This window comes from Alteromonas sp. Cnat2-8, from assembly GCF_022348355.1.
In the GTDB taxonomy this organism is placed as follows: Bacteria; Pseudomonadota; Gammaproteobacteria; order Enterobacterales; family Alteromonadaceae; genus Alteromonas; species Alteromonas macleodii.
Genome location: NZ_JAKREX010000006.1, coordinates 107,217 through 132,213 on the forward strand (window position 1 = coordinate 107,217; position 24,997 = coordinate 132,213).

Below are 24,997 nucleotides of genomic sequence, written 5' to 3' on the forward strand. Positions count from 1 at the left end.
CTTCCATTGGGCTCTGTTTTTTCAAAGCGAATTCCTTTCATGTTCGCTTTAAATCCTCTAAACGTCCGATCTTTTGTGTCTAGGCACAGTAGAAGTTTCACAAAGACCTCTCCGTTTATTAACCCTGACTTCTTATTGCTTCGCGAGTCATAAAGCGGCTTGTGTTTACAGCATTAAGCAGATCGTTGCTTAAAGGTAGCGGCTCCTTACATAGACTGCTCACCAAGACCTCTGCCATTAAAGGCGCTGTGGTTAACCCTCGCGACCCTAAGCAAGTAAGGGTGGAAACTACGCTGCTTGGTAACACTGGCGCGCTAGTCAACGGTTTGCCCACGCCTAGCATAGTGTAGTGTTCTTTTAATGAGTCAAAATTATGTAGTGCACCGACAACAGGTTGGTGGTCGGGTGAACCTAAACGCGTAGCCGCTCTGGCTTTACCGTCATGTTGTAATGCTTGCACGATGTCGGTGTTTGCCAGCGCCTGTTCGTGTGTGGCGAGGTTCATTTCAGTTTCGTCACTTCTCACATCGGTACTTAAGTCGTTTTTAACGTAGGTTGAACCTAACGCGTGCCGACCTTCGAATACAGGTGTCATATAGCCTTTGTGACACAACACAGTGTTAAGCTGTTCAATTGGCATTTGGGTGGGAATAGCTTCAACCTGGCCGCGAACGGGGCGAAGGGACAGGCTGTCAAAATCGCTAGCGTTTACCGCACCTGCACCAAGGGCAAGGATAAGGTGATCGGCAGTAATAACTTCTTCATTCTCAGCGCTATCTAAGTTAAAACGAATCCGCACCTGCTGCTTTGTTGTCTCAACTGCCTCATGAGATACATAGGTATGATTGGGTTTCAGCTCGAGTTTGCCACTTTGAAGTGCTTCTTCAATCATGGCCGCTACTAGCTGTGGAGGAGAAATCCATCCGCCCAAGCCAATGTATAAGCCAGAGTAGGGAAGAGTTAGGTTAGCGATATCGCTCACTTCTTTGCTGTTCACCGGCTTGATCAAAGCTTCAGGCCATACGTCGGCAGCAGCCAATTTATTTTGGCGTTCTGCTACCTTGTCGTTAAAGCTTAGTTGAATAACGCCACAGAAATCGTGGGCAACGTCGGCTAGGCCACAGGCTTTTGCATGTTCAATAGTGTGGTCGTAGGCTTGTCTAGCATACAAAAAACTGTGTGCCTGAATGCGGCTGGCAATACTTGCTTCGCTATGGAGCTGCGGATAAAAGCCGCCTTGCGGGTTGCCAGAAGCGCCGCTTGCAAGGGTGTCACCATCAAAATACAAAGTAGTGTTAATGCCGCGTTTTACTAAAGCCAGGCATGCCGTAGCTGCTGCAAGGCCGGAGCCTACCACTGCGACTTTACTTGTTTTATCTAAACTGTCGTTCGCGTACCTGTAATAGGGGCCAGCAGGTAGGCGAAGTTTATGCTGCACATTCTCATTGTCTTGGTTAAAAACGCCGGTCAGCATGTCGCGCTTACGGCCAAAACCGTTGCGTTTTTTAATGGTAAAACCCACACCAGCTAGCCCACGCTTTACGATGCCTGCGGCGGTAAAGGTTCCAAAGGTAGTTCCGGTTTTTGACAAGCGAGCCATTTGGCTAAACAGAGCATCTGTCCACATATCAGGGTTTTTGCTGGGTGCAAAACCATCTAAAAACCAGGCATCGATGAGGCCATTTACAGGGGAATGCCACTGAGGTAGAAGTTCGTGAACATCACCAATCCACAAGTCGAGTGTGGTTGAATGGTTATCAAAATGAAGGCGATGACAACCTTCTAGGCCCATGGGGTAAAGTGAGGCGAGTGCTTCCGCTTCGTCTTTAAGAGCAGGAAAAGCTGCTAGCGCACGCTGCATATCCTGTTGAGGCAGTGGAAACTTTTCTGTGGTGATAAAATACAGGCGCTTTAACGGATGGTCAGGGTTTGCTGCTTTAAATTCGTTAAAGGCACGCATCGCGACCAAAAAGTTCAGCCCAGTTCCAAAACCTGTTTCGGCGATGACAAAAGTAGGATTGCACCACTGTTGCCAGCGCTCATCAAGGTCGTTGCCTGCAACAAAAACGTGTTGGGTTTCATCAATTCCGCTGTCGTTAGAAAAATAAACGTCGTCAAAATGGTCGGCGACAGGCGTGCCGCTCTCATTAAAATGAACCTGTGCATGCTTAGATTTCACTGTTTATTTTTCTCCGTTTATGTCGTTTCTGTGTTGGCACTTTGAATTGGTAGCAGTTTTCACTACTTCATCAGCTTGCCCGTCCGATGCTTGTTTTGAAACGTCAGAGCTAGTCTGCCTTTTAGATAAACAAGACACTTCTGCGAGTGTTGAAAAGTGCGGGATTACTTTACTGATCACGTGCTGTGCGCCAAGCATACCGCCAATGGTGCTCCACGAACCATTAACGTTAATTAACCCGCGGTGATCCATTGTAGGTATTTCAGCATCTGTTTTTGATATAGCCCAGGTTTCTTCGGCAATATCAAAGATCCAGATGGCGTCATCTGCAGTTGAAGGCTCGCCGTTATAGCCAATGCCATTGTAGTTGTACGGATTAGTTGAACCGCCCACAAAATAGATTTTATTCGTGGCCTTATCGCCCGCTGCCGCCATGCGATAGCGCGCAGTACCCGTTGGATGGTCAAGCGTACGCCAATCAATCTTGAATGGATTTTCCTTGTCAATATCACCTTTAAAGCAGGCAGTTTCTGGCGCGAAGCTGCGGCGTTTATCGCTGTGAGGTGTTACTGATACGCCGTCACATATTACCATAGTGCTGTTAACGATGCCGCCAGCTTGCCCGAATACCGGACTGCCAAGAAAAGGGCTCGCCTGTTGCCATTGGCCGGTTTGCGTATCGTAAACCTGCACAAGGTTTACGTTCCCATCGTTGTGCCAGCCAGAAATTAAGTACACGTAACGGTCTTGGTAAACTAAAGCAGTTGCATCATCAACAGGCACGGGCATAGGCGTTAATAGCTTATATTCCCCTGTTACAGGAGCGTATTTATAAACATCTGGCGTACTAATCTCATTGTGATCTTCATCAACCGTGTAACCGCCAAAAATATAAACGCTGTCATTAACGCCCACTGCTACGGAAGCCAAACGACCTTTTAGTGCAAGGCTGGATGGAACTGGGGGAAGGGCTTGCCACTGCAAAGGTTTATCTTTGCTATCAATAGGAAGCTGCCAAGCACGGTTGTGCACGTCTTTATGGGTCTTGACTTTGCCCAGCCCCATAAAACTAAATATATATTGCGTGTCGTCTATGGTTACAGAAGCTACGGCATTGTTTGAAACTGGCTCTGGTAGCGCGGGGAGGACGATAGGCGCAGCTGTTGCAGAGATAGTCGCTGCAGAAGCAATGATAAAGGCAGCCACTACGAAAGAAAGTCGGGGGACCGCACTTTGGAAAATGCGTAGAGCAATGGTTCTTGGCTTTTTTAATAACACAGCAATCTTCAGTTTTATCTAAATTTCGAACGTTTGGCTGCGTATTCTACCTGTCACCTTTTTGTTTTTCCGCAAAAGTTTGTGCCTGCTTAAAACTCTTCTTTTCATATTGCTTCTGCAAATAACAATCTATCAGTAAAAACAATACGTTTATTTAATTGTTGTTGTAAATATTTTGTTAAATTTAGCGCTAAGTCTATTGAGGATAGTTCAGGGAGAAGGTATGGCGGGCGTGTTTCACCAATGTGGTCAAAGCATTTGCAAACGCACTAGAAACGAAATGGATGATCGTGCACGTATCATCGCACGTGCACTGGCTGAGCAAGGTGTGTGCGATAACGATGTGGTAGCTATTCTTATGCGAAACCACGTCGATATATTCGAAATAGTAGAGGCATGCCGATATGTGGGTTCGCGCTATGTTCTGCTTAATTGGCACAGCCCCGTTGCCGAACTTTTGCCTATTTTAGACGACTGTGGCGCTAAAGCACTGTTCGCTCATCGCGATTTATTAAAGGGGGAGAATGACCGCCAAACCTTATTACAAGTTTCCACCTTGTCAGTGATATACACGATTAAAACGCCGGAAAGCATTTTAGAGCGCTATCATTTAACAGATAATTCACTGTTAGCATCAGAGGCGAAAACTGGGGAACAGTACCAGTGTCTTGATACGCTATTAGCTGCCCCAAACGCAACGCGCCACGATGAATCGCCAAAACGCTTTAAGGGCATGTTTCCCTACACATCTGGCAGCACCGGAAAACCCAAAGGTATTAAGCGAGATGAAGACCTAACGCGGCCAGACCCTTATTTAATATTTAAAGGGCTGTCTGAAGCGTTAATGCAGCTATCAATAGGTGATCGCTTTTTCGTCTCGGCACCGCTTTATCACAGTGCACCGCACGCGCTTACGCTCTGCTGTTTAGCAGCGGGTAATATTGATGTATACATTGAGCCTCAATTCGACCCCGAACGCTTTTTACAAGACATAGAGCGGTTTAAGCTGACTCACGCCTATATTGTTCCCACTATGATGGTGAGGCTACTTAAACTGCCCGAGTCGATAAGAAGCAAATACGACACTTCAAGCTTGCGATTTGCCTTATCAACCGGGTCCGCACTGCCAAGCGATGTGAAAGAGGCAATGATTAACTGGTTTGGTCCAATTTTCTATGAATCTTATGGTGCTAGTGAATTAGGCTTTATGACCCTAATTTCATCTCAAGAAGCATTAGATAAGCCAAATTCTGTGGGTAAGCCCATTCCCGGTGCCGCGATTAAAATACTGAGCGACGATAAAGAGGAGTGCGAAGTAGGTGGTGTTGGCGTTATATATGCGCACCTTTCCATGTTCGCGCCATTCAAATATACCAATACTACGGGCACGCAAAGCGACTTACATGTTGGTGAATTCACGACATTAGGTGATATGGGTTATGTGGACGAAGATGGCTACTTATATATTTGCGATAGAAAAAAAGACATGATCATCTCAGGTGGCGCCAATATATTTCCTGCTGAAATAGAAAGCGTCATCATCGAAATGCCTGAGGTTGCAGACTGCGCGGTATTCGGTGTGTCTGATGCTGAGTATGGCGAGAAAGTGGTGGTGGCTGTTCAATGCTCACCCGACAACGCGCTGTCGATTGATGCGCTACATGGGTATTTAGATGGCAAACTGGCGCGGTTCAAGTGGCCTAAAATGTTGCAAATGCTCGATACTCTGCCCAGAGAAGATACGGGTAAAATATTTAAGAACAAACTTAGAGCCCAATTTACTTAATAAAAGAAACCGCTAAAGCTATTTTGAAGGTTTTGTGAAGGTATAAATTAACGCTGGTCATGACCCTGTGCACTCGTGCTACATTGGAAATATTCTGAACAAGAAAGCTTAGACAAAGACGGAAGAAACGAAAAAGAAGGGAAGTGGGAAACTACCTGTTTATATACATAAGCCCAGAATTGAAACAGGTACTGCAACGCTGAAGTTTAGCAAATTTGAGTATGGCAATTGGCAGAGCAGACCACTTTACCATTCAAAATCGTTACCATAAGCCGCAACAACGCAAAGGGTAAACTATGAGAAGAGCAGTTATCACCGGTCTTGGTATCGTATCAAGCATCGGCGTAAATAAAGAAGACGTACTTGCTTCACTTAAAGCGGGTAAGTCTGGAATTACATTTTCAGAACAGTTCGCCGAAATGGGCCTTCGCAGCCAAGTTTGGGGCAACATCGACATCGATTTGAAAGACCATATTGACCGTAAAGCTATGCGCTTTATGGGCGATGCGGCAGGCTACGCATACGTGGCGATGCAACAAGCCATTGCAGACTCTGGTTTAGAAGAAAGCGACATTTCAAACGAGCGTACAGGTATTATTGCTGGCTCAGGTGGCGCGTCTTCTGAAAACCAAGTGCTTTCTGCTGATATTCTTCGCGAAAAAGGCGTTAAGCGTGTTGGTCCATACATGGTTCCCCGCTGTATGGCATCTACGGTATCGGCTTGCTTAGCAACACCGTTTAAAATTCGCGGCGTGAACTATTCAATTGCCTCTGCGTGTGCAACTAGTGCCCACTGTATTGGTAATGCGCTAGAGCTTATTCAGCTTGGTAAGCAAGACGTAGTATTCGCCGGTGGTGGCGAAGAATTACATTGGTCACTATCAAGCCAATTCGATGCTATGGGCGCACTAAGCTCTAAATATAACGACAATCCTGCTGTGGCATCACGTACTTATGACGCAGCACGCGACGGCTTTGTAAGTTCTGGCGGCGGCGGTATGGTTGTTGTTGAAGAACTTGAGCACGCGCTTGCTCGCGGCGCAAAAATCTACGGCGAAGTAGTAGGTTACGGTGCTACATCAGACGGTTTCGACATGGTTGCACCGTCGGGTGAAGGCGCAATTCGCTGTATGAAGATGGCAATGCAAAATATCGATGCGCCTATCGATTACTTAAATACCCACGGCACATCAACGCCAGTAGGTGACGTGAAAGAACTTGCGGCTATTCAAGAAGTGTTTGGCCAAGCGGGCGTACCTATTAGTGCAACTAAATCACTGACAGGGCACGCACTAGGTGCGGCGGGTGTAAACGAAGCTATCTATAGCTTGTTGATGATGGAAAATAACTTTATCGCGCCATCAATTAACATCGACACGCTGGACGATGCAGCACAAGGGCTAGATATTGTTACCCAAGCACGTGAAGCAACGTTAAACACTATTATGTCTAACAGCTTTGGTTTCGGCGGCACTAACGCAACGCTTGTTATGCAGCGTTACAACGGTTAATTAAAACCGCTTGAACCAGTAAGCTTTTTTAGCTTCAGTTAAGAAGTTTCAAAGAAAACAAAAGGGCGTAAACCTGAGCACCGTGGGTGCTTGTGTTTACGCCCTTTTTTTATTGGTATTTTTTAAATAAAACCTGTGTTTTCAGAAGCGGCCGCTTAAGCGATTGTAATTGTGTGTTTTGTCCGTGAAGCAGAATGTCAAATTTTTATTAAGCGCAGTGTTTCGAGTGACGCTAAATTTGTCGTTTAACTAAGTGCTCTGAGCTATCGGTTAAACCAACTTTCATTACTCAATCGGCAATCTTTGTCAATGTTTGCCATAATTTGCAAATGGTGGACATTCGGAAATAGACAATGGCAACTTTAAATGTGTCGCTTCCTGACGAAATGCGTACGTGGATTGATGAACAAGTAAAAACTGGCAAATATGCTAATGCTAGTGATTATATTCGCGATTTAGTGCGTCGCAATCAGAGTGAGCGAGAGGCAATTAGCTTAGCTCTCATAGAAGGTGAATTGAGTGGGAAAAGTGATAAGAATGTTTTAGATATTATTCAAGCTAAGAAAACTCGAGCCTCAGAATGAATAAATATATCCTCTCCAATAAAGCAGAGGAAGATATCTCTGGGATTTACGATTATTCAGCCAATATTCATGGCGTAACTCAAGCTGAAGCCTATCTTGTTGCCCTCCACGAAGCTCTAGTTATTCTGGCGGAAAACCCTAGTATCGGTACTTCAGCTGAGGATATCAGAAAGACTTACTTTCAACTGCCAGTTCATAGGCACATGGTCTTCTATAAAAAAGTCGATGACGGCATTTTCGTCATTAGGGGACTTCATCAACAGATTAAATACTCTATACATCTATGCGATTGAAATATAAAGGGAAGGCCCAGTAATGTGGCGAAAGTGCCAAGTCAAATAAACTGATAACGACTAAACAAGGTATCTGGTTCGGGAATAGTGATTTTCCCGTAATGCCGTTTTACCAAACCTTCTTGTTGAAGTTCACCTAATAACTGGTTCACCGTCTGCCTACTGCTATTTATCATTTGCGCTAAAGACTCTTGCGAAAGCGTAAGTGTAATCGCGTTATGTTTGGGCAAATGCTGACCGTAACTGGTGGTAAGCATTAAAAGCCGTTTTACAAGCTGGTGCTTAAGGCTAAGACCCGCACTTGAGTCAATAAACTGAAACGCGCTGCGCACTCGCGTGCATAAAAGGCGAGTAAAATGCGGGTAGAGTTCAGGATATTGCTCAAGCAGTGCTTTAAACGCGTTCTTTTGAATAATCGCCACCGTGCAATTTGTCTCGCAGAAGTTGTCGTGAGTACGAGGGAGGTCGTCAAACATCGATATCTCACCAAACCAGGTGCCGGGGCCCAGTAGCGCAAATAGCATTTCGCGACCATCTACGCCCACAGTGACAACTCTTAAACGGCCTTCGCATACGCCGTAAAAACCGACACCGTCTTCACCTTTGGCATGAAGTTGCTGCCCTGCTTTTAGGTGTTTTAGGCGCATCTTGTCGAACATGGCTTCCTGCAAATAGGGTGGGAGCGCGCCAAACCAAGTAGAGCTAGCGAGAACAGGTTTAAATTTTTCCATTTAACAAATTTCTTACAATGTCGTATATCCGACAGTGTATAGCAATTACTGCGCGTAATGTAGGCGGTAAGAGAAAGTAAGTGGAAGTTTCATTGAAACGTTCAAGGTATCGAGCCTTCCACCTAGGGCACCCGCCTCAAATGAAATTAATTTGTACGTTAAAAGAGTAAAGCTATGACAGATTCAGTAAAGTCGAAAGTTAGCAGTGAAGAATGGCAAACCCGTGTTGATCTAGCCGCATGTTATCGTGCAGTCGCTATGTATGGTTGGGACGACCTTATTTTTACTCACATTTCTGCTCGTGTTCCTGGGCCTGACCACCATTTCTTGATTAATCCCTACGGTTTAATGTTTGATGAAGTTACTGCATCAAGCTTGGTTAAAGTTGATCTTCACGGTAACAAAGTAATGGAAAGTGAATACGACATTAACCCAGCAGGTTTTACTATTCATAGCGCTGTTCATGAGGCTAGAGACGATGCCAAATGTGTGTTGCATTTGCATACAGCAGAAGGTGTGGCGGTATCCATTTTAGAAGAAGGGTTGCAGCCATACTCGCAGCAATCGCTTTTTCCGCTGGCGTCGCTTTCCTATCATGCCTACGAAGGCGTGGCGTTGAATCCAGAAGAAAAAGTGCGATTGGTTCGCGACCTTGGCGATACCCAATTTATGATTTTGCGCAATCACGGGCTTTTAACCTGTGCAGACAATATTCCCGATGCCTTTTTGTTTATGTTTATCATGCAGCGCGCCTGTGAAATTCAGTTAAAAGCGCAGGCCACAGGCAAGCCGCTTATTCCAATTCATTCGGCAATTCTAGATGGCATTCGTACACAAGCCGATCAAGTCACTCGGCAGGCTGGTGGTTCGTTAGCATGGCCGGGTATTAAACGACGCGTTGAACGCCGTTTCCCTGGTTACGACAAGTAACTATTTAAAGTTAACGTTATCCAATACCACGTTCGCAAAGGATGAAGTGGACAAAAAACGTGAGCTAAAGCGGTTTGCTCTAAGCGTTCCCGTTTTAAAGAATTGTATGAACTTCGGCCGTCTCTTTAATGTTGCGGCCAAACGTGCATCAAAATGACGTAAATTAAACGAATCACCGATAAGATAAATCAAGGGCGCTTGGTTACTAAAAGCCTAAGTTAAGGTACACTTAGCGCCATGAAAATACTTCTTGAAGATACTATTCCGTTTGGCACCGATTACCTTAATAGCGTAGGTGAGATTGAAACCTATGCGTGGCAATCTCTTGTGCCTGAAATGCTGCGCGATGTAGATATTCTTGCGCTACGTTCTACCACCAAGGTTACCCCTGAACTGCTGACCAGCGCTAGCAAGCTCAAGTTTGTTACTACGGCAACGGCGGGGACCAATCATTTAGATAAAACGCATTTAGATAGCGTGGGTATTATGCACAGCAGTGCAGCAGGCTGTAATGCCGTAGCGGTTGCCGAGTACGTGTTGAGTGTTTTGCTGCACGCGCAAAAAGCCCAAATGCTCGATTTATATAATGCGACAGTGGGAATAGTAGGTGCTGGTAATGTGGGAACTGCATTATCAAGAATTTTAATGGCAATTGGCGTTAAACACTGTCTGTATGACCCGCCGCTACAGCGAGCGCTAACAAAATCTGGTAAGAAGGAGCATAACGGTCAGTCATTTGTAGACTTAGCGCAAATAGCAAAGTGCGATGTTATCTCGCTTCACGTGCCTTTTATTAAAGGCGGCGAATATCCTACATATCAGATGATAGACGAAGCGTTTCTGGAAGGATTAACGTCAAACCAGCTGCTTATAAATGCATGCCGGGGTGAGGTTATTGATGAAGTGGCACTACTTAGCGTACTTCAATGGGAAAAACCGCCAACGGTGGTACTCGACGTATTCGACAATGAGCCTGCCATAAATACAGCATTATTTGACTATGTTTGGTTCGTTACACCACATATTGCGGGGCACTCTGTAGAAGGCAAAGTGCGCGGTACGCAAATGATTTACGAGCAAATTTGTGACGTAGTGGGCAAAGCCCCAGATAAATTGCTTAGCGACTTTTTAGAGAAAACCAACCCGATCAAAGCTGAGTTAAATTCGCCAGAGGCAACGCGGTTGTCTGTTGATGATCTCATTGCCGTATTCCACGATGTGTATGATGTAGCTATTGACGATAAGATAACGCGAAATGCGTTTGCGTCAGGCCATAATGAAACGCCAGAGACACACATTGCAAATACGTTCTCTACATTGCGTAAGCAATACAGAGTGCGTCGCGAGTGCAGCGCCTATGCGTTACACTTGCCAAAAAACACCAGTAAGCAAATCCAAGATACATTCACCAAACTGGGCTTTCACGTAAGTCTGGTTTAGTTATTTTTACATTAGGAGCAAAAAGCATTATGTCGCAAGCGTTTGACGTAGCGGTACTTGGCGCCACAGGTTTAGTGGGCCAAACCATGATTGAACTATTAGAAGAGCGAGACTTTCCGGTAAACCGTTTGTATCCGCTTGCCAGTAAACGTTCAGCAGGTAGTACCGTGTCGTTTAAAGGCGAAGACATTGAAGTATTAGATGCTGATGATTTCGACTGGTCATTAGTGCAATTTGGCTTTTTCTCAGCTGGAGGCAGCATTTCTGCAAAATTTGCTCCGCTAGCGGCAGAGGAAGGCTGTATTGTTATCGACAATACTTCAGAGTTTCGTTACGAGCCAGATATCCCACTTGTGGTGCCAGAAGTTAACGCCCATGCACTGGCAGAGTTTCGCAATAGAAACATTATTGCGAACCCAAATTGCTCAACCATTCAAATGTTGGTTGCACTTAAGCCTATTCAAGACGCGGTTGGTATTGACCGTATTAATGTATGCACGTACCAGTCAGTTTCTGGTGCCGGTAAAGAAGCCATGGAAGAACTGGCTAAACAAACCGCAGGTTTGCTAAACGCACGTGAAGTAAAACCAGAATCGTTTAGTCGCCAAATTGCCTTTAATGTCATACCTCAAATCGACGTATTCCAAGACAACGACTACACCAAAGAAGAAATGAAAATGCTGTGGGAAACCCAAAAAATCATGGGCGATCAGAGTATTTTGGTAAATGCGACGGCTGTGCGTGTACCGGTTTTCTACGGGCATGCTGAAGCTATTCACCTTGAAACGCGTTCGCCAATAGACGCGCAGCATGTTAAAGAGCTTTTAGCCGATGCGCCAGGCGTAACAGTTTACGACGGCAATGAGCAATTCCCAACGCAAGTAAGCAGTGCTAGCGGCAACGACATTGTGCATGTAGGGCGTATCAGGAATGATATTACTCACCCTTGTGGTTTAAACCTATGGGTAGTGTCAGACAACATTCGAAAGGGTGCAGCGACAAATAGCATTCAAATTGCTGAGACACTTATTCGCGACTACTTGTAAGTATTCTACAGAGACACAGCCTCTGATTAATCGGATAAGCACAGGAAAAGGTAAACATTTTTCTGTGCTTGCCGATACGCAATGAAAGGGGCATTACCTGTTGCAATGAAGCGGCACTATTCAACGGGATAGAAAGACAGCACTCTAAGCTACTGAATGACGGTTTTTAGCGAAAATTTGAGCATTAGAGCGCTTCAATACTACTGTCTAACTAGATCACCCTTAATAACTGGTTTATAGTTTGTAAAGTTAGGAATAGAACAACGTTAAAAACAATACTCAGTCAGACACTTAGGCGAAGGGTAAGAACTCTAAAAAGCGCAAATAAATCTTACTGCTAAGTTCATAAAGACTGTAAAACGCTAGCTTGATTATTAATGGTTTCAAGGTGGCTTAAGAATAAAAATAAAAGCCAATATTTTCTTCCGTACTGATTGGCTAGAAAATCCGCCCATACGTCTCGGGTGGTAAAGACGCTTGAGGGCATATAGGACTGCTATGAAATTGCATTTGACGGGCTTACTTTTACTAACACTTTGTTTGTCTGGCCCTATTATCACTGTAGATGCACAAGAACGCGCTACCTTCTTAAAAGGTCCCAAAGACGCAACTGACCAGTATTCAGGCCTAGAATATGGCCCTATCGACGCCAACGATACCTTATGGCGTATTGCTGAGCGCTATCGCCAAAACAATAACCTGAGCGTATATCAGGTTATGACCGCCATTTACGAGCTCAATCCAAACGCATTTGAAAACGGCAATTTAAATTTATTAGTTGATGGTGCGGTATTAAAGTTACCATCAGAGCGATATATCGCTAGAATTGATAAGCAAAAAGCCCAGATGCGTGCTGAGCAGGATGATAGAGCATTTGCTGAAATGCTTAATAAACCTGGCAGTAGCGTAAGAAACATCAAGCCCGCATCGCCTCTAGTAAATCAACAAGACTTAACGCAAACCCAAACTGATATTGAGCAGAAAATCACTCGCTTGGATCAGGAGCAAACCCGACAATTCGACGAACTGCGTATGCAGTTTGCAGCCTCACTTGAGAATGTTGAAGCGATTCTTAACGAAAACAGACGCTTGTACGAGCGTGTTGAGGCCGTTAATGGTGAGGTAGAAACCTTGCGTGGACAAGTGGAAGGTGATGTTAAGAGCCAACTTGATATGCAAGTGGCGCTTCAGCAAGAATTGCTCGACATGATCAAGGCCGAGCAAGCGCAGCGCGAAGCAGAAAAGCAGTCTTCGTTTTTAAGCGCACTTACCAGCCCACTCAGTCTAATCATAGGCTCTGCAATTCTGTCACTATTGTTAGTAGGTGGCCTTATCCTGTGGCTGCTAAAACGTAATAGTAAGCCTGACGAAGCGCCTGCGGCTGGACCTACGATTACAGCCGATAACGATGAAGTGCCGGTACCTGATTCTGACATTGGCGATCTTTCAAGTGCACTGGCCCCTGACTTTGATGATAAAGCAGAGTTGTCAGATGATGACTTGTTCAATGACGACGACCTACTTGATGACGTACTTACCTCAGATTTAGAAGAAAGCCTAGATGACGAACTAGAAACCTTCGCTGACCTTGAAGACGACATGTTGGTGCCAGACGATGGCAGTGATGACTTGTTTGAAGCTGGCGATGATGAGCTTGATCAAAGTGAACTAGATAGTCTGTTTGATGACGATGACCTGTCAGATAAAGTATTAAACGAAAACGACACTGACGACCTTGAAGGCTTCGACCTGTCAGGGGATGACGACATCTTTGATGAAGATTCTGCCGATGAAAGCGAGCCAGAGACGGAAGTTGCTGACGAGGCGGCATCGACAGATGACGATGATTTTGACATTGATGACTTGCTTGATGATGTACAAAGCCAAGACGCGGCAGAACTTGAGAGTGATGAGCTAGATGAGTCGGGCGACATAGACCCTGACGACATACTGGCTGAGGTCAACGGTACCGCTGAATCTGACAATGTTGATGAAGACGATATCGACGCGTTGCTTGCCAGCTCGGTTGATGATTTATCTGACGCTGGCGAAGAAACAGAAAGTGTTTCTTCTTTGCCAACCGTAGAAGATGAGGACGATAAGCCTGAAATCAGTATTGACGATTTGCTAGAAGAGCACGGCGTTGATGCAGGTCTTACTGATGAGCTAGACAGCAATGACGACCTTATCAATGAGGATATGTTGAGCAAGCTCGACGACGAGATTAATCAGCAAAATAAAGAAATAGATAAAATCACCGACGATTTGTTAAATGAAATTGAGCAAATCGAAATGATGGGTGGCCTAGGTGAAGAAGATGACGAAGACGAGGATGATCTTGAGGAAGAAATAACAACTTCTTCGCCGTCGCCGCAGTCTATTCAGAGTCTTGATGCCATTACCGACGATTTAGACGAAATAGTCACCGACGAAATCGAAACTAACGCGGACTTCAGTGACCCTCTTTCCGATGAGCTTATTGCTGAGCTACAGGCGGAAGATGAGCTTGCTGAAGAGCCTTCAGCGGTTCAAATGCCTTCAGCGGATCAAGAGCCTTCAGCTGATGAAGAGCTTAATGAAAGCGCTTCTAGCGATTTACCTACTCAATCCGATGAGGAAGGTGATTTTGATGATCCGTTTACTGATGAACTACTTGCAGAGCTTGAAGCAGAGTTAGATGGCGAGCCTGAAGTTAGTCCTGAAGCTCACGAAGAAGACGTAGATCTTGAAACGCCTGAAGGCGATGAAGAAGATGCAAGCGAAGATGATTTTAGCGACCCGCTAACTGATGAGTTGCTTGCTGAACTAGAAGCTGAAGAATCTAAAAGCAGTGAAGATGTAGATTTGCTGACAGACGAGCTACTTTCTGAGCTTGAGTCTGAAATAGAACCAGATGATGAAACAGATGCAGAGTTCGAACCTGAGGTCGAGTTTGAGTCAGAACCAGAAGCTGAGCTAGAAGCTGACTCGGAAGATGAAGTAGAGCTTGAGACGGAAGCCGAAGGTGAACCGCAGTCAGAACTAGAATCAGAGCTTGGCACTGAAGTAGAAGCAGAGCAAGACGCTGAGATTGAGCCTGAACTAGAAGCGGAACTTGAGTCTGAGCCGGAGCCGGAATCAGAGCTAGAATTTGAAGCTGATTCTGAATCTGAATTCGAACAGGATTTCGATTCTGAAACAGAACTAGACCAAGAAGCAGAAGAAAAAGCTGAGCACGAAGCCGCCTCGGAAGATGCAGTAGAGTTAGACACAGAATCCCAGGGTGAAACGGAGTCAGAACTAGATTCAGAGCCAGAACTTGGCACTGAAGTAGAAGCAGAACAAGACGCTGAGATTGAGCCTGAACTAGAAACGGAACTTGAGTCTGAACCAGCGACGGAGTCACAGCTTGAATTTGAAGCTGAGCCTGAGCCTGAGCTTGAATCTGAAGTAGAACAGGATATCGATTCTGAAACAGAACAAGACCAGGAACCAGAAGAAAAAGTTGAACCTGAAACTGAAGTTGAACCTGAAACCGACTTGGAAGATGAAGTAGAGCTAGAGGCGGAAGCCGAAGGTGAACCAGAGTTTGGCACTGAAGTAGGTGCAGAACAAGACACTGAGATTGAGCCTGAATTAGAGGCGGAACTTGAATCTGAGCCAGAGCCAGAATCAGAGCTAGAATTCGAAGCTGAGCCTGAAACCGACTCGGAAGATGAAGTAGAGCTAGAAACGGAAGCCGAGGCAGAACTACAGCCAGAAACAGGCTTAGAGCCAGAGCTCGACGCTGTCGATGAAGACGCTGAAGAAAAGGCAGGGCAAACGTCAGACGATCCACTAGATGACGCTATTGAAGCGTTTGAAAGACAGATGATGGATGATATTCCTTCGTTCAGTCAGATGGATACGGAAGAGCCATCAGCGCAGGAAAAGCCCTCAGCGCCAACAGAGCCAGCGGAAGATGCTTCAGCAGAAGACAGTGATGAATACGACGACAGCCTGTTAAACGCTGCGTATGACGAAGTAGAAAGCTTTGAATTAGAGCAAGAAATTGACGGTGAAGATGAAGGTGACGAAATATCATCAGAATCTAGTGCTGCTGAAGAATCGAGCTCACCTGAAGAAACTGATTTAAACCAAAGCGATTCAGATAAGAACAGCGAAGAAGACTTTAACGAACTTGACGATGTTCCAGGCCTTGACGACTGGTTGTCTGCTTCCGGTGACGATGACCATGTAGACGACAACGAGATTCTTGACGATCTTGACAGTGCGGAATTCGATGAGCTTCTTCAAAGTCTTGAGTCAGACGCTATTGTTGATACAAGTGATGTCGACACCAGTGAAATTGAAAGTGATGACGACGGTCAGGATCCAGAAGCATCTTCAGCAGAGAGTGAAGATACTTTCGAACTTGAGCTGGAAGATGATGAAGCCACATTCGAGTTAGAAGGGAGTGACGACAACCTTGGATTCGACGAAAGCGATGATACGTTTGAACTAGACGAAGAAGATGAAACCTTTGAGCTAGACGAAGATGGTGCTTTTGAGTCTGAGCAAGAAGACGACGAAGATACTTTCGCCCTTGAAGAAGATGATGCGGAACTTGCATTAGACGACCTTGAAATTCCAGATGATGTGGAATTGGATATTGCCACGCCAACTGAAATTGAAGAGGACGAACAAGAGGCTCAATCCGTTGAGACTGAAAAGGCTCAAGAGGATGATCTTAAACTCGATAACCCTGATTTAGATCTTGCCGCCTTACTTAGTGATGTCGATAGTGAAAGTGACGCGCAAACGCCACCAGAAGACTTCCTTGATGTAGAGGCTTTAATGGACGATGGCGATGATGCAGACGCTATTGACCCGGATAGCCAAGCACTAGATCTTGATGTAAGTTTATCTGACTTCACAGGTGTATCTGATGAAGATACGGTGATTGATATAGATAAAGACGCAGGGCAGAACGCTAACCTGGACTTAGCTCGCGCTTATATTGAAATGGACGATGTGGACGCTGCAAAAGAGTTGCTTGAAGAAGTAATGAAAGAGGGTAGCGAAGAGCAAAAACAGGAAGCCGCATCGATTTTAGCGAATATTGCTTAAGTAGTTTGCTCTTATGCGCATAACCGCGCTCTCGTTTGAGATTTTGGACGGCCAGTATATTTACAAGATATACAGGCCGTTTTTGTTTTAGGTGATGTACATTTATTTTCTATGACCTAAAAGAGTTTTGCGTATTAGCGGCATTGCATGTTGCAAGCGACATGACTACACTTAGCGCCTTTTCAGAAACGGGGTAATACAGATATGGGGCGAATTGCCTTAGGGATTGAATACGACGGTGCTGCTGTATACGGATGGCAACGCCAGCGTGAAGTACCAAGTGTTCAGGAACATCTTGAAAAGGCACTATCGACAGTAGCCAACGAACCCATTGAAGTGCAGTGCGCTGGACGTACCGATGCTGGTGTACACGCTACTGGGCAAGTGGTTCACTTTAACTGTGATGCACCACGCTCAGAGCGCGCTTGGACACTCGGCGTAAATGCGAATCTGCCTAACTCTGTTGCTGTTACCTGGGCAAAGAACGTCAGCGATGACTTCCATGCACGTTTTTCTGCTACCCATCGCCGCTATCGTTACGTTATTCATAATGCGAAAATGCGTCCTGCTATTCTCCATTCCGGGGTTACCCATATCCACCGCGAATTAGACGAGAAAAAAATGCATGTTGCCGCACAAGCCTTGCTAGGCGAACAAGATTTTACCTCTTTTCGCGCAGCGCTTTGCCAAAGTAAAACACCATTTCGCAACGTTACTGATGTAAGCGTATATCGCCAAGGGCGATACGTTATTATCGATATTCGCGCCAATGCTTTCTTGCATCATATGGTTCGCAATATCACGGGCGCGCTTGTTGAGATTGGGGCAGGGGAGCAAGATGTAAATTGGATAGCTCACTTGTTAAGCCTGAAAGACAGAAGTAAATCTGCAGCTACGGCGAAGCCAAATGGGTTGTACTTGGTTGACGTCACATACCCTGACGAGCACGGTTTGCCTAAACCGCCTTTAGGGCCGCTATTCCTTCCAGAGGCCTAATCTATCTACCTTCGTCTTTAAATTTTTCAATCTGAGTTAGTTGCACATTATCTAGCAGTTAACTCAGGTTGTATTGAAGCATGTATCTTCAAATCATCCCTTGCCAACTTCTAAGACCAGTTTTGTTTTTTCCATTTCGTTGTATTGTGGTCTAATAGCGCGCTATATTAGGTAGCTGTTCTATTGTGTTACGTATTTTTTCTTTGTAATACAGTATGAAACTTAAAAAATTAATGTGTTGTTGGCCACAAGTATGAACAAACATCAATCGTCACGGTCGGCAAACAAAAAACAAAGGATTCAATTTCCATGAGCTGGATTCAAAAAATTCTTCCTCGCACGCAAACATCAACCAAAGGTAACGTACCAGAGGGTATCTGGACGAAGTGTGGTTCATGCCAAGCAGTGCTGTATAAGAGCGAACTGGAAAAACTTCAGGAAGTTTGCCCTAAATGTGACCATCACATGCGTATTACGGCACGCCGCCGTATCGATGCGTTCCTAGATGATGGCGATCGCGTTGAGTTAGGTGCAGAGCACGAGCCGCAAGACGTACTTAAGTTTAAAGACTCTAAGCGCTATAAAGACCGTATCGTTGCAGCACAAAAGGCAACGAACGAGAAAGACGCGCTAGTGGTAATGCAGGGCAAGCTAAAAGGTATGCCGGTAGTGGTTGCGTGTTTTGAGTTTGCGTTTATGGGCGGCTCAATGGCATCGGTTGTAGGTGCTCGCTTCGTTGCTGCTGTTAATGCATGCTTAGAAAACGATATGCCGCTTATTTGCTTTAGTGCTAGTGGCGGTGCGCGTATGCAAGAAGCACTGATGTCGCTAATGCAAATGGCTAAAACATCTGCAGCGCTTGCTAAAATGAGTAAGAAAGGCCTGCCTTATATTAGTGTACTTACAGACCCTACAATGGGTGGTGTATCTGCAAGTTTGGCAATGCTTGGTGACGTAAACGTAGCCGAGCCAAAAGCGCTAATCGGCTTTGCGGGTCCTCGCGTAATCGAACAAACAGTAAGAGAAAAGCTGCCTGAAGGTTTCCAACGCAGTGAGTTCCTTGTTGAGAAAGGTGCAATTGATATGATTGTTGACCGCAGAGATATGCGTGATAGATTACACAGCCTGTTGGTTAAGTTGCATTATAAGAATTAGTGAATAACGAAAACAATCTAAATACTGGCTCAGCGCCACACGCAGAAAACGCTTCAGCGTCTTCATCTTCGCAAAAAAGCCTGAGCCAGTGGTTATCCTACCTAGAATCTATTCATCCTAGCGCCATCGATATGGGGCTAGACAGAGTGAAAGAAGTGGCCAATGCCATGGCACTTTCACTTAGCCAGTCTTTGGTTATTACTGTTGCAGGCACAAACGGTAAAGGCACAACGTGCCGCTTACTTGAGCAGGCCATGCTTTCGCAAGGCAAAAGTGTTGCGGTATACAGTTCACCCCATTTAACCGACTATCGTGAACGCGTGCGTTACAACGGCGAATTACCGCCTGCCGATGAATTTGTAAATGCATTTGAGTTTGTTGAAAGCGCGCGAAAAGACACGGGTGGCGAACCTATTACTCTAACTTACTTTGAGTTCGGTACACTGGCTGCCATGAAAATGATGCAGTCATGGGCTGTTGATGTGGTCATTCTTGAAGTAGGCCTAGGCGGACGTTTGGATGCCACCAACATTATTGATCCCAATCTAGCTGTTATTACGACTATCGATCTTGACCATCAAGATTGGCTTGGTAATACCCGCGAAAAAATTGCTCGGGAAAAAGCGGGTATTATGCGCAAAAACGGCAATGCTGTGGTTGGTGAACTGTTTCCTCCATCATCGCTTTACGATGTGGCTAACGAGCTACAAGCTAACGTACGTTGGGCTACACAAGATTTCGAAACAGTGGTAGCAAGTGATTACAGTGAGTGGAGCTGGAGAGGGAAGAGCAATAGTTATACGTCGCTACCTTATCCTAAAATTCCACTTCAAAATGCGAGTACTGCGTTGGCCGCGCTAGAACTTTTAGACTTGCTGCCCGAAGAACATGTGGTTAGAGATATTATTGAAAATACCACCATGCCCGGGCGTCAGCAGACTATTAGTGAATCACCCCTCGTAGTTGTTGACGTTGCCCATAATCCACAGGCGACGACAGCTATGCAAGATTGGCTAAATCGTTACGATGTAAGCCAAATGCGTATTGTGGTTGGCATGCTAAAAGATAAGTCTATTGCAGAGACCTTAGCGCCACTGGCGGCACTTAATGCCAAGTGGTACGTAGCATCAACAAGTGGTCCTCGGGGCTGTAAGGCAGAAGTACTTGAAAATGCACTTGTTAATGCCGGCACAACCATAGAGAATATAGACACGTTTCAGAACGTGACCTCGGCATATCAGCGCGCGCTTGCAGATTATCAAACTGGTGAACTTATTCTCGTTTTTGGTTCTTTTGTTACCGTAGCAGACGTGCTTGCTGAGCAAAACTAACACGCGCATTGTAGAGTAAAACCGTGTATTCAAGCAGGAGAGCACAGTGACATCGGCATTAAAGAATAGACTGGTGGGGACAATTATTGTTGTCGCCCTAGCGGTAATCTTTTTACCAGACTTTCTTGATGGCAAAAAGCAAACAAACAGAGAGCCTTTTGTCTCTGTACCTGCTAATCCGCCTAAAAAGCCCATCGTAGAGCCAGAATCTTTTCCATCAGAGCGCGTAGCGAAAGCTGCGGTGCCAGCGGTTGAAATTCAAGATGAAACGGCATTAGATGATGATCTGGATTCTTCTGGCGCAGGGGAAAGTGGTAGTGCAGGTGAAGCCACTACCGCAAAAGCGCCAGCGGTGAAAACCTTTGAAGAAGAGGACAATCTAGCAAGCCAAACGGTGGTTAATACAAAAAGTGCCGCAGACGATGACGCTGGTTGGGTTATTCAACTTGGTAGCTTCCGCCACGAGAAAAACGTAAAAGCGCTGTTAGCTAAGCTAGAAAAGGCTGGATATCGTGCGTTTAGTCGCAAAATTCAAACCAGTTCTGGCCCGCTTAATAAAGTTTTCGTTGGCCCAGATTTAGACAAGAAAAAACTGGAATCGGCACTACCGCATTTAAAAGAGCTGACGAGCCTTAAAGGTAAGGTCACTACGTTCAAAGTTGAATAGTGCGCATTGTTCCTGGCGCTAGTCGAATTAAGCACGGACAGAGCAACAGGGATTGGTATTACAGACTAGTAATATTTTTATCTTCTGTTAGAATGCGCGCCATCTCGCCAAAGGCTCGTTGCTTTACGATAAAAAGCAACATCAACGCAATAAAGAGACGATGAACTGGGTAGACTTTTCCATACTGGGTATCATTGCGGTATCTACCTTAATAAGCCTGATCAGAGGGTTTGTTAAAGAAGCCATCTCGTTAGTGGTATGGTTTGCTGCACTCTTTATTTCAAGCAATTTCTACGCTGACCTCGCCGTTTACTTCACAGCCATTGACGATCCTTACTTAAAAAACGGTGCTGCAATTGCAGCATTGTTTGTCACCACGCTCATTCTTGGCGGCATGATCAATTACGTGATTAGCCAATTGGTTCAGGCAACAGGGCTGTCTGGAACAGATAGGGCCCTCGGTATAGTTTTTGGCGCACTGCGTGGCGTGCTTATAGTTAGCGCATTGCTCTTTTTTATGGATACCTTTACTGGTGCAGCTTCCTCAGATTGGTGGCAAGTATCGGTACTCATTCCAGAGTTTGGTGTCATCATTGAGTGGTTTTTCAGCTATGTGAAAGACTCCTCCAGTTTCTTAAATCCCGCTTGAAATAGGTAACGCACATGTGTGGTATAGTCGGAATAGTTGGTAAAACGCCCGTAGCTCAGTCACTGTACGACGGTCTAACGGTTATTCAACACCGTGGACAGGATGCCGCAGGCATAATGACTATCGACCAAAATATGTTTAATTTGCGTAAGGCAAATGGTTTGGTTCGAGATGTTTTCCATACGCGTCATATGAAGAGGCTGTCTGGCAACATGGGTATTGGCCATGTTCGCTATCCTACCGCGGGTACATCAAGCTCTGCAGAGGCGCAACCGTTTTATGTGAACTCGCCGTTTGGTATTGCCTTTGCTCATAACGGCAACCTCACCAACGCCCATGAGCTACAGGAAGAAGTATTCCGCATTGCACGCCGCCACATCAACACCACCTCAGATTCAGAATTATTGCTTAACATTCTTGCGCATGAACTGCAGCAGGTAGCAGGTTTAAGCGTAAGTGCCGAACACATTTTTGAAGTGGTAACGAAAGTTCATAAGAAAATTCGTGGTGCCTACGCAGTTGTTGCGGCCATCATCGGCCAAGGTATTGTAGCGTTTCGCGACCCGCACGGTATTCGTCCTCTAGCACTCGGTAAGCGTATGAGCGAGCTGGGTGAGGAATGGATGGTGGCATCTGAAAGCGTGGCGCTTGATGCTGTTGGCTTCCAGTTTGTACGCGATGTAATGCCAGGTGAAGCGGTATTCATTACCGAAGAGGGTCAACTGCACACCAGACAGTGTGCCGAGAATCCAGTAACCTCTCCGTGTATCTTTGAGTTTGTTTATTTTGCTCGCCCAGATAGCTTCATAGATGGCATTTCAGTTTATGCATCGCGTGTAAACATGGGCCGTAAGCTAGGTGAAAAAATTAAGCGCGAATGGGCAGATCTGGATATCGACGTGGTTATTCCTATTCCTGAAACGTCGATGGATGTGGCGCTTCAAATCGCGAACACACTGGATTTGCCATATCGCCAAGGCTTCGTTAAAAACCGCTATATTGGTCGTACTTTCATTATGCCTGGCCAAACCATGCGTAAAAAATCAGTACGCCGTAAGCTAAACGCAATCTCATCTGAGTTTAAAGGTAAGAGTGTACTGCTTGTCGATGACTCTATCGTGCGCGGTACTACATCGGGTCAAATCATTGAGATGGCGCGTGAGTCAGGTGCGAAGAAAGTATACTTTGCGTCAGCTGCTCCAGAAATTCGTTTCCCAAATGTGTATGGTATTGATATGCCATCGGCAAACGAACTGATTGCTTATGGTCGTGAAATAGATCAAATTGCAGAGCTTATCCAAGCAGATGGCCTTATCTTCCAAGACATTTCTGACTTAGTAGATGCCGTTCGCGAAGAGAACGAAACCATTCAGCGTTTTGAAACGTCTGTTTTTGATGGTAACTATATTACTGCGGATATCGACCAAGAGTACCTTGAGCGAATTGATATGTCGCGCGGTGAAGCGTCAAGAAAAGCGCCAGTGGTGCAAGCAGAGCTTAGCAACCTTGATGTGCATAATATTGATGCCGCTGATTAATGTAAGACGCTCTTTGATATAACAAAAAGCCGCTTTTTAAAGCGGCTTTTTTAATGCTTTATTTCAATGAAAGAGGCTAGTGAACAAATACTGGCCCGCCAGACAGTCCCCACACCAAAACTGAACCTGTCATTAGAATAACGAGCAATACTAGCCCACATGTCACTACCGAGCTTGAGTAAATGAACCCTTTATCTTCTGGCATATGCATCAAAATTGGCACGCCAGAGTAGAGCAGGTATACCGAATAGCTAATACCGACTAACAGCGCCGTCATCACTACCCAGAGTTCTGGGTAAAGACCTGCGAAGCCCACCATAAACAACGGTGTAGCCGTGTAGGCCGCAAGTTCCAGCGACTGCGTATAAGTTGGCGTCGCATCAAACGCTTTAGCCAACTCATGAATAAGTACAGCCAATGCGACTACGCCTGCAATCAAGCCAAAATACATGCCTATACCCATCATAATGGCGGTATTTTCGCTAAGGCGAATTATGTCACCTGCGCCGATACTCCAGCCAGTATGGGCACTGGAATAATAGGCCACGAGTGATGGAATGAGAGATATAAAAGCGATATGGGTAAGCGCGTAAAAATAGGTTTCGTGTTTGGTATCAATGGTTTGCCACTCTTCTTTTGGATGAGTGTAAATACCAATTAAATGATTCAAAATCATAAAGTCCTGCCTTGTTCACCAACGTTATTATTTTAAAAAATATTGTTGTGAGGCAGGGAGAACACACGGATTAACCGTAAAACCAAGGAAACACAAACACAGCGCAAAGCGCTAAACACTGCCGTTAACAATATGTTTACAAATTGAGTGTGCAGCAGAATGACTAAGCCGTCAACATAAATTGATTAATTTATAAACGGATGCAAAGCGTTAACTTTAGCGTGGTGCGCCTGAGTGGAAACGCAATTCGTCATCGTCGCTTTCAATCAATGATCTTTCAACGTTTCCGAAGTGGGCAACGCGCTCTGAAATATCAGTTTTAGCGATTTGCCCAGCCAGCGTTAGGTAGTCTTCAAAGTGTCTGGCCTCAGAGCGCAACAGCGACACATAGAACTTGCCTAAATCTTCGGAAACATACGGCGCAAGTTTGGCAAAGCGTTCACAGGAGCGCGCTTCAATGTAGGCACCACAAATGAGCTTGTCGACAAGCTTTTCAGGTTCGTAAGTGCGTACGTGACGCAATAAGCCATTGGCGTAACGACTGGATGTTACCGACTTATATTCAAACCCCAACTCGTGCATAATTTCTAGCACTTGGTAAAAATGATGAAGCTCTTCTTTAATTAGCATGACCATTTTATCAAGCATGTCTTTTTTAAAAGTGTCTAGCCCTTCTGTGTTAAATACATTTTTGGAAAGGTGCTTAGTATTAAGCGATTGCCAATCGCCTTCGTGGCGGTAAGTGAAGTCTTCGTAAGGTTTCAACCAGCCCAGCAATACCTTACTGGTTTCTTCATCGGCCACATAGCGGCGAAGTAGGTACATAGCAGACTGAGCTGCTTTAAGCTCGCAAATTAGGTGGTCAGTAAGGATAACGCGAAGGTTTTCCTCTTTCTGCGCTTCGTCTATCCATGACTGAGGCGTCTCGCAATGTAAAAAGGCATTGATTGGTGAAAGTAGAGACGTGACTTCAGAAGTGGATATTACAGACATGTTGAAACTCAATTTTAAGTGCTATGGTTTTTCAGTTACATTTGAATTTGGCTGCTGCCAACGCTAGTTTCGGCAGTTCGGTTTATAAAAGCACAAAATTCAGCGTATCTGAATTGGACCGCAATT

19 protein-coding genes are annotated in these 24,997 nt (G+C 45.3%); 14 read left to right on the top strand and 5 right to left on the bottom strand.

What is annotated here, in order from left to right; genetic code table 11:
- Nucleotides 1–118 precede the first annotated feature (118 nt).
- Both mnmC and MHN00_RS16415 read right to left on the bottom strand, forming a co-directional pair.
- Entirely contained in the window at nucleotides 119–2,179 is a 2,061-nt protein-coding gene (mnmC, locus tag MHN00_RS16410) for a bifunctional tRNA (5-methylaminomethyl-2-thiouridine)(34)-methyltransferase MnmD/FAD-dependent 5-carboxymethylaminomethyl-2-thiouridine(34) oxidoreductase MnmC (RefSeq protein ID WP_239301822.1), read from the bottom strand.
- Nucleotides 2,180–2,182: 3 nt separating this feature from the next.
- On the bottom strand, nucleotides 2,183–3,457 hold the full coding sequence (locus MHN00_RS16415; protein ID WP_239301823.1) for a galactose oxidase: 1,275 nt from the start codon (nucleotides 3,455–3,457) through the stop codon (nucleotides 2,183–2,185).
- 223 nt (nucleotides 3,458–3,680) lie between these two features.
- On the opposite strand from MHN00_RS16415, the gene MHN00_RS16420 reads away from it, so the two are divergent.
- From MHN00_RS16420 to MHN00_RS16435, 4 genes are all read left to right on the top strand, one after another.
- Nucleotides 3,681–5,243 carry an AMP-binding protein gene (locus tag MHN00_RS16420; protein WP_239301824.1) on the top strand — a complete coding sequence of 521 codons (1,563 nt, stop codon included), beginning with the start codon at nucleotides 3,681–3,683 and terminating at the stop codon, nucleotides 5,241–5,243.
- A 296-nt stretch (nucleotides 5,244–5,539) separates the two neighbouring features.
- A complete protein-coding gene (gene fabB / locus MHN00_RS16425) occupies nucleotides 5,540–6,754 on the top strand; it encodes a beta-ketoacyl-ACP synthase I (RefSeq protein WP_014949953.1) in 1,215 nt (404 codons plus the stop codon).
- Nucleotides 6,755–7,107: 353 nt separating this feature from the next.
- Entirely contained in the window at nucleotides 7,108–7,338 is a 231-nt protein-coding gene (locus MHN00_RS16430; RefSeq protein WP_239301825.1) for a type II toxin-antitoxin system ParD family antitoxin, read from the top strand.
- The gene (locus tag MHN00_RS16435) at nucleotides 7,335–7,631 is read left to right on the top strand and encodes a type II toxin-antitoxin system RelE/ParE family toxin (RefSeq protein WP_239301826.1); all 297 of its coding nucleotides are present in this window, start codon (nucleotides 7,335–7,337) and stop codon (nucleotides 7,629–7,631) included. Before MHN00_RS16430 ends, MHN00_RS16435 begins: the two co-directional genes overlap by 4 nt.
- Before the next feature lie 41 nt (nucleotides 7,632–7,672).
- On the opposite strand, the gene MHN00_RS16440 is transcribed toward MHN00_RS16435, so the two are convergent.
- Entirely contained in the window at nucleotides 7,673–8,362 is a 690-nt protein-coding gene (locus tag MHN00_RS16440; RefSeq protein ID WP_061486089.1) for a Crp/Fnr family transcriptional regulator, read from the bottom strand.
- A 174-nt stretch (nucleotides 8,363–8,536) separates the two neighbouring features.
- On the opposite strand from MHN00_RS16440, the gene MHN00_RS16445 reads away from it, so the two are divergent.
- From MHN00_RS16445 to purF, 10 genes are all read left to right on the top strand, one after another.
- Entirely contained in the window at nucleotides 8,537–9,292 is a 756-nt protein-coding gene (locus tag MHN00_RS16445; protein ID WP_039225270.1) for a class II aldolase/adducin family protein, read from the top strand.
- A 237-nt stretch (nucleotides 9,293–9,529) separates the two neighbouring features.
- Nucleotides 9,530–10,732, top strand: a complete 1,203-nt coding sequence (locus MHN00_RS16450; RefSeq protein WP_239301827.1) for a 4-phosphoerythronate dehydrogenase — start codon at nucleotides 9,530–9,532, stop codon at nucleotides 10,730–10,732.
- A 29-nt stretch (nucleotides 10,733–10,761) separates the two neighbouring features.
- The gene (locus MHN00_RS16455) at nucleotides 10,762–11,778 is read left to right on the top strand and encodes an aspartate-semialdehyde dehydrogenase (protein ID WP_014979671.1); all 1,017 of its coding nucleotides are present in this window, start codon (nucleotides 10,762–10,764) and stop codon (nucleotides 11,776–11,778) included.
- Nucleotides 11,779–12,276: 498 nt separating this feature from the next.
- Entirely contained in the window at nucleotides 12,277–16,866 is a 4,590-nt protein-coding gene (locus MHN00_RS16460; RefSeq protein ID WP_239301828.1) for a FimV/HubP family polar landmark protein, read from the top strand.
- A gap of 204 nt (nucleotides 16,867–17,070) precedes the next feature.
- Entirely contained in the window at nucleotides 17,071–17,862 is a 792-nt protein-coding gene (gene truA, locus MHN00_RS16465) for a tRNA pseudouridine(38-40) synthase TruA (protein ID WP_014949946.1), read from the top strand.
- A 309-nt stretch (nucleotides 17,863–18,171) separates the two neighbouring features.
- Entirely contained in the window at nucleotides 18,172–19,017 is an 846-nt protein-coding gene (accD, locus tag MHN00_RS16470; protein ID WP_014949945.1) for an acetyl-CoA carboxylase, carboxyltransferase subunit beta, read from the top strand.
- Complete coding sequence (gene folC / locus MHN00_RS16475) at nucleotides 19,017–20,348, top strand: bifunctional tetrahydrofolate synthase/dihydrofolate synthase (protein ID WP_239301829.1); 1,332 nt, start codon at nucleotides 19,017–19,019, stop codon at nucleotides 20,346–20,348. The genes accD and folC overlap by 1 nt, the downstream gene beginning before the upstream one ends.
- A gap of 46 nt (nucleotides 20,349–20,394) precedes the next feature.
- Entirely contained in the window at nucleotides 20,395–21,015 is a 621-nt protein-coding gene (locus MHN00_RS16480; RefSeq protein WP_239247467.1) for an SPOR domain-containing protein, read from the top strand.
- A gap of 160 nt (nucleotides 21,016–21,175) precedes the next feature.
- Nucleotides 21,176–21,664: a CvpA family protein gene (locus tag MHN00_RS16485; protein ID WP_239301831.1), complete on the top strand. Its 489-nt coding sequence runs from the start codon at nucleotides 21,176–21,178 to the stop codon at nucleotides 21,662–21,664.
- Between the two features lie 14 nt (nucleotides 21,665–21,678).
- Nucleotides 21,679–23,202, top strand: coding sequence for an amidophosphoribosyltransferase (gene purF, locus MHN00_RS16490; protein WP_014949941.1), 1,524 nt, complete (start codon nucleotides 21,679–21,681; stop codon nucleotides 23,200–23,202).
- A gap of 76 nt (nucleotides 23,203–23,278) precedes the next feature.
- Here purF and MHN00_RS16495 read toward each other — a convergent pair whose 3' ends face one another.
- Both MHN00_RS16495 and miaE read right to left on the bottom strand, forming a co-directional pair.
- Complete coding sequence (locus tag MHN00_RS16495; RefSeq protein WP_014949940.1) at nucleotides 23,279–23,878, bottom strand: Yip1 family protein; 600 nt, start codon at nucleotides 23,876–23,878, stop codon at nucleotides 23,279–23,281.
- Nucleotides 23,879–24,094: 216 nt separating this feature from the next.
- Nucleotides 24,095–24,871 carry a tRNA isopentenyl-2-thiomethyl-A-37 hydroxylase MiaE gene (miaE, locus tag MHN00_RS16500; RefSeq protein ID WP_239301833.1) on the bottom strand — a complete coding sequence of 259 codons (777 nt, stop codon included), beginning with the start codon at nucleotides 24,869–24,871 and terminating at the stop codon, nucleotides 24,095–24,097.
- Nucleotides 24,872–24,997 lie beyond the last annotated feature (126 nt).

Excerpts from the sequence above, each read along its gene's own strand:
- MHN00_RS16420 (WP_239301824.1), top strand. The coding sequence starts at position 3,681 with ATGGCGGGCGTGTTTCACCAATGTGGTCAAAGCATTTGCAAACGCACT.
- fabB (WP_014949953.1), top strand. The coding sequence starts at position 5,540 with ATGAGAAGAGCAGTTATCACCGGTCTTGGTATCGTATCAAGCATCGGC.
- MHN00_RS16430 (WP_239301825.1), top strand. The coding sequence starts at position 7,108 with ATGGCAACTTTAAATGTGTCGCTTCCTGACGAAATGCGTACGTGGATT.
- MHN00_RS16435 (WP_239301826.1), top strand. The coding sequence starts at position 7,335 with ATGAATAAATATATCCTCTCCAATAAAGCAGAGGAAGATATCTCTGGG.
- MHN00_RS16440 (WP_061486089.1), bottom strand. The coding sequence starts at position 8,362 with ATGGAAAAATTTAAACCTGTTCTCGCTAGCTCTACTTGGTTTGGCGCG.
- MHN00_RS16445 (WP_039225270.1), top strand. The coding sequence starts at position 8,537 with ATGACAGATTCAGTAAAGTCGAAAGTTAGCAGTGAAGAATGGCAAACC.
- MHN00_RS16450 (WP_239301827.1), top strand. The coding sequence starts at position 9,530 with ATGAAAATACTTCTTGAAGATACTATTCCGTTTGGCACCGATTACCTT.
- MHN00_RS16455 (WP_014979671.1), top strand. The coding sequence starts at position 10,762 with ATGTCGCAAGCGTTTGACGTAGCGGTACTTGGCGCCACAGGTTTAGTG.
- MHN00_RS16460 (WP_239301828.1), top strand. The coding sequence starts at position 12,277 with ATGAAATTGCATTTGACGGGCTTACTTTTACTAACACTTTGTTTGTCT.
- truA (WP_014949946.1), top strand. The coding sequence starts at position 17,071 with ATGGGGCGAATTGCCTTAGGGATTGAATACGACGGTGCTGCTGTATAC.
- accD (WP_014949945.1), top strand. The coding sequence starts at position 18,172 with ATGAGCTGGATTCAAAAAATTCTTCCTCGCACGCAAACATCAACCAAA.
- MHN00_RS16485 (WP_239301831.1), top strand. The coding sequence starts at position 21,176 with ATGAACTGGGTAGACTTTTCCATACTGGGTATCATTGCGGTATCTACC.
- purF (WP_014949941.1), top strand. The coding sequence starts at position 21,679 with ATGTGTGGTATAGTCGGAATAGTTGGTAAAACGCCCGTAGCTCAGTCA.
- MHN00_RS16495 (WP_014949940.1), bottom strand. The coding sequence starts at position 23,878 with ATGATTTTGAATCATTTAATTGGTATTTACACTCATCCAAAAGAAGAG.
- miaE (WP_239301833.1), bottom strand. The coding sequence starts at position 24,871 with ATGTCTGTAATATCCACTTCTGAAGTCACGTCTCTACTTTCACCAATC.